Origin of the sequence: Nonomuraea antri (assembly GCF_013283785.1) — a bacterium.
GTDB classification, from domain to species: Bacteria; Actinomycetota; Actinomycetes; order Streptosporangiales; family Streptosporangiaceae; genus Nonomuraea; species Nonomuraea antri.
On record NZ_JABCPZ010000443.1, the window covers coordinates 1 to 3,500 of the forward strand.

Consider the following 3,500-nt stretch of genomic DNA (forward strand, 5'->3'; position numbering starts at 1 on the left):
CAGGTGGGTCATGAGGTGGGAGCGGGGGTGGTGGCGCAGCAGGGCGGCCAGGACGCCGGACAGGCGGGCCTCGCCGGTGCGGCCGAGCACGTCCAGCCGCGTGGCCACGTCGTCGGCGACCGCATCGTCCAGTGCCCGGCCCGATGCCTGGCCTGTTCCTTGGTCTGTTCCCGGGGTGGAGGCCAGGTGCGGTGCGAGGGCGGCCTGCAGGGCGGACGCGTCGGGCCGGCCGCCGGAGCGGACGTTCCACAGCGCGGCGGACGGGCCCAGCCCGTTGGCCACGACGGGCGCGTGCATCCAGTGGGTGCCGGTCGTCACGTGCGCGGGGCGTACCCACTTGGCGACCCGGCCGGCGAACTCCCGCCGGGAGAAACCGTCGAGGGTGCGTACGACGTAGCCTTCCTGGCGGCGGGTGTCGAGGCGGAGCGCGCGCAGCGCCCGTTCGTCGAAGACGCCGCGCCACAGCACCGGCGGGGCGGGCACGCCCAGGCGGCGCAGGAAGGCGACGGTGGTGTCCCAGTCCAGGCAGTGGTCGCCGTCCCAGACCGAGAAGCCGTAGAACCAGCTGTCGAGGTCGTCGTAGGCGATGGAGTGGCGGGCGAACAGGTTCTCGCCGCACACGCGCCGGCCGGGCGGGATGGCCGCGGCGATGCGTCCGTGCAGGTTCTTGATCCAGGCGCGGGACGGATGGTGGCCCGAGTCGAGCGAGCGGGCGTGCAGGCCGTCGGCGTACAGGGTGGTGTTCTCGCCGTCGAGCTTCTCGGTGACCACGACGAGCTGTCCGTGGAACCCGGACAGGTCGCCGGCGCGGACGTCGTCGTCGCCGACGCCGGGTGACCACGGCAGGTGGGGGGTGCGCGGGTACGGCACGCGCATGATCGGCTCCCCTCCCCCGGTGACGTGTGGTCGTTGATCGGCCGACGTCACTGTACAAGCGGGGTGGAAAGCGGATCCATCGAATAATCCGGGGGTGCGCGGCGGTGCCGGATTCGTGTTCCGTGCTCGTGGTGGGGGCGGTCGCCTGTGCTGACGGGGGGCGGCCGCTGGCTCGTTCGGGCCGGTGAACGGGAGAATCGGACGCCGGCATCGAACGCCGGCATCCGGCACCCGCCCCGGACGCCGGGGCCGGACGCGTATATCCCGGCATGAGGAGTGAACGTCGTGGAACCCGGTTACGCCCTGGCCGGTTATCTGGTCGCCACCCGATCCGAGCGCCGGGAGAACGGCCTTCCGGGTCCTGACCTGGTGTCGATGAGCGAGTGCGTGGTGGACCTGCTGCCCGCGGACTCCGACGGCCGGGACGACTGGTTCGACGGCCCGCGGGAGGCCGAGGTCGCGCGTGAGCAGGACGGACGGCCTGGCCTGCACGTGCTCGGGGTTGGCTTCGCCGCCGCCGACGTACCTGGCCTGCTGGCCGACGTCGCCACGGACGAGTGGGATTTCTCCGCCGGAAGCCTTCCCGAGCGTCTGGCCCGGCATTAACCGTTCCCCCGTCCGGGAGAGCGGCGGCTGGGGTTCGAGCTGGTCGGCTTCGACACCTGCGGCTGGCACACCTGGACCTGCCTCGGTGGCCTGGTCACCGACGTCTATGAGGGCACCGGTATCCGGCCGGCGGCGCCCTGGGGGCTGATCCAGGACGAGCGGGACGCCCACCGGGCGGCGCGCTGGCTCACCGGCTCGGGTCTCGGTGATCCCAAGGTGTTCCTCTGGGCGGCCGCCCTGATCACCGACCCGGGGCGGACGATCCTGCGGGCCGGGGACTAACCCGGTCAGGCCGGGACTTAACGCGGCCGGGTTTCGGGGGTGGCGTCCCGGGTTTCGGGGGTGACGTCCGGGCCGGTGAGGCCGTGCAGGAGGAGGCGGGTGAGGGTGTCGATCACCTCGTCGTCCGAACGGGCGGCGGCGTCTCCCCCGCTGACGTCTCCCCCGCCGGCCTCCGCGCCGGCTTCCGCCCTGCCGGCGTCGTGCTTGCCGGGGTCGTGCCTGCTGGGGTTGTGGCTGCTGGGGTCGTCGGCGGGTAGCGCGTAGGCGAGCATCGACAGGATGGCGCCCATCGCCGCCGCGACCAGCGTCGGATCGCCGGGCAGCCGGTGTCCCGTCCCGCGCAGGTGCTCCAGGTGGTCGCGGAACACCCGGGTGTCGTCGGCGAGCCGCCGCCACAACTCGCCGCTGCCGGGCCCGGCGGCCATCGCCGACTCGAACAGGGCGATCATGATGGGACGGTTGCCACGCATCAGACGCCAGGCCACGGCCAGGTGGTCGCGGAGCTGGCCGGGGTCGGTGAGGTCGTGCGGCGGATGCTCCCGCCCGGCGGGCCTGCCACCGTCGCCGCCACCGTCGCCGCCACCGTCGCCGCCACCGTCGCCGCCACCGTCGCCGCCACCGTCGCCGCCACCGTCGCCGCCACCGTCGCCGCCACCGTCGCCGCCACCGTCGCCGCCACCGTGCCCGATGCCAGAGCCGCCACCAGACCCCGCGCCGGGCGCGCTACGAGGCTCGCCGTCGGATGCGTCACCGGTTTCGCCGTCGGTTTCGTCATCAGGCGCGCCGTCGGGTGCGCCGTCGAGCCCGGCCGGTTCCTGGACGAGCTGGTCGCGGGCCTGGCTGCGCATGTCGGCGAGCAGGGCCTGGAGCAGGTCCTCCTTGCTGGCGAAGTGGTCGTAGAAGGATCCGGTGGCCCGGCCGGCCGCGGCCGTAATGTCAGTGATCTTGGTGTTGAGGTAGCCGCGTTCGGCGAACTGCCGGAGCGCCGCCTCCTTCAGCGCGGCCTCGGTCTCCGCGGCCCTGGCCTTGCGTACTCCCACCGGTCCTCCCTTGACGTCATCGTGCCCCGAAAGCATACTGAACCCACTTTCGCCGAATACAGATTCGGTGAATTTAGATTCAGGATTGAGGAGGCCGGGAAATGCGGGCAGTGGTGGTGGGTGGCGGCGTCGCCGGGTCGGCCTGTGCGGTCGCCCTGGCGCGTATCGGCGTCCAGGTGACGGTGAACGAGGCCTACGCCGACCCGGCCGGGCCGGTCGGGTCGTTCGTCAGCCTGTCGGTCAACGGGCTGCGCGCCCTGGACGCGCTCGGCTGCCTGCCGGCCGTCCAGCGGGCGGGTTTCGCCGTCGACCGGCAGCGCATGTGGTCGGGCAGGGACCGGCTCCTGGGCGACGTCCCCCGCGGGCGGCGCGCCGGAGACCCGCTGCGCAGCGTGACGGTGATGCGCGCCGACCTGGTCGGCGTACTGCGGGAGGAGGCGGCACGGCGCGGCGCGCGGTTCGTCCTCGGCAGCCGCCTCGCCAGCCCGTCCGGCATCGGGCCCGGGCGCGATGCCGAATCCAGCACCGGGCTCAGGATCGGGACCGGGAACGGTCCTGGTCCTGAGCCCGGGACCGGTCCCGGGACTGGGACGGGGACCGGGACCGGGGCCGACTGTGGTGGCCCCGATCTGGTCGTGGGGGCGGACGGGATCTGGTCGGCCACCCGCCGCGCGCTGGACCCCGCCGCCCCCGAAC

At 73.6% G+C, this 3,500-nt stretch carries 4 protein-coding genes; 2 read left to right on the forward strand and 2 right to left on the reverse strand.

Annotation, left to right across the window (positions count from 1 at the left end):
• Positions 1-876 (reverse strand): RNA ligase family protein (locus HII36_RS54095; protein ID WP_173531193.1); only part of this gene is annotated, 876 nt, incomplete at its 3' end.
• A gap of 285 nt (positions 877-1,161) precedes the next feature.
• On the opposite strand from HII36_RS54095, the gene HII36_RS54100 reads away from it, so the two are divergent.
• Positions 1,162-1,482 carry a hypothetical protein gene (locus HII36_RS54100; protein ID WP_173531194.1) on the forward strand — a complete coding sequence of 107 codons (321 nt, stop codon included), beginning with the start codon at positions 1,162-1,164 and terminating at the stop codon, positions 1,480-1,482.
• A gap of 299 nt (positions 1,483-1,781) precedes the next feature.
• On the opposite strand, the gene HII36_RS57640 is transcribed toward HII36_RS54100, so the two are convergent.
• Positions 1,782-2,804 (reverse strand): TetR/AcrR family transcriptional regulator, encoded by a 1,023-nt coding sequence (locus HII36_RS57640; RefSeq protein WP_328808317.1) that lies wholly within the window; start codon positions 2,802-2,804, stop codon positions 1,782-1,784.
• A 101-nt stretch (positions 2,805-2,905) separates the two neighbouring features.
• On the opposite strand from HII36_RS57640, the gene HII36_RS54115 reads away from it, so the two are divergent.
• Positions 2,906-3,500 (forward strand): FAD-dependent oxidoreductase (locus HII36_RS54115; protein WP_173531195.1); only part of this gene is annotated, 595 nt, incomplete at its 3' end.